The sequence below is a fragment of the Frankia sp. CcWB2 genome, from assembly GCF_977927585.1.
Map to the genome: position 1 here is coordinate 1 of NZ_CDWRCM010000272.1, position 1,280 is coordinate 1,280.

Sequence of the window (1,280 nt, forward strand, 5' to 3'; positions counted from 1 at the left end):
CCGGACGTCAGAGCGCGGCACGGCGCCTCCTGGTCAGTGCGGTCAGCGGGGCGGCGAGGGCGGCCGCGAGCCGGGTGGTCGGCCGGTCCCGGCCCGGGGCGCCGAGCGTGCCGGCGGCGCGGCGGGCCAGCGTCGACAGGCCGAACAGGGCGCACAGCACCACCACGATCGTCAGCGCGGCCGCCGCGCCCGTCCCGGCGTCGAAGTAGGTGAACTCGTAAGTGTACAGACGGTAGTAGACGTTGTCGGTGGTGTTGTCGGGGCCGCCCTGGGTGAGCACAGCGATGTTGTTGAACGTCCACTGCCCGGCGAACACCGCGCACAGGAACGACAGCAGGATCGTGGTGCCACGCAGTTGGGGGACCACGAGACGGCGGGTGATCTCCCATTCGGTGGCGCCGTCGACGCGGGCGGCATCGAGGCAGCGCCGGTCGATCGCGGCCAGTGCCGCGCCGTAGAGCAGCATGTTGAGCGCGACGAACCGGGCCGCGGTGATGAGCGAGATGGCGGCGAGGGCGGTCGAGGGGTCACCGAGCCAGTCCCGCTCGCCCAGGCCCAGCCCGCCGGTGACGACGTTGACGATGCCACCGAGCGAGTCGAGGACGAACCGCCAGGACAGCGCGTTCGCGACGGGGGCGAGCATCACCGGCAGGAACAGCAGGGCCCGGTAGATGTCGCTGGTCCGACCGGGCCGCTTCCACAGCATGATCGCCAGTGCCATCGGGACGATCGTCGCGAAGGGCAGCATCACCAGGACGTAGAGGCCGGTGCGGCTCAGCGCCCGGGGGAACTCTTCGCCCTCGAACAGGCCGCGGAAGTTGGCAAGCCCCACGAAGTCCCGGTCGGGTTTGATCAGGTCCCAGTTCGTCAGGCTCAGGTACGCCTCGAAGACCAGCGGCCCGTAGACGAAGACCGCCAGCGACACCAGCACCGGCGCCTGGTAGAGCCACGGTACGGCGCGGCGCGCCACCGTGGCCGGGATGGCCCCGCGCGGACGTGCCACGCGGGGCCAGGTGCCGATCATCAGGAGGAGAGTGCGCGGATCTTCTCGGCGGCCTTGCTCAGGGTCGCCTGAGGATCGGCCCCGCGCAGGACGATCGGTTCGACGGCCTCGTCCTGCAGCACGACGACGGCCTGGTTGGCCTTCGCCCCGCGGAACGAGGTGTAGGGGGTGACGGTGTCGAGCTGGTCGAGGGCCGGTTCCAGCAGCTTCACGATCGGGGTGTCGGCGAGCTTCGTCGCCACGCTCTGCCGCAGCGGCAGGTAGCCGATCTTCGAGG

General features: G+C 70.9%; 1 protein-coding gene and 1 pseudogene. Both read right to left on the minus strand.

Annotated elements, in window-relative coordinates:
- Positions 1 to 7: 7 nt before the first annotated feature.
- Entirely contained in the window at positions 8 to 1,003 is a 996-nt protein-coding gene (locus ACY45C_RS20145) for a carbohydrate ABC transporter permease (protein WP_462189126.1), read from the minus strand.
- A 20-nt stretch (positions 1,004 to 1,023) separates the two neighbouring features.
- Positions 1,024 to 1,280, minus strand: a pseudogene (locus ACY45C_RS20150) (ABC transporter substrate-binding protein); the annotation flags it as partial.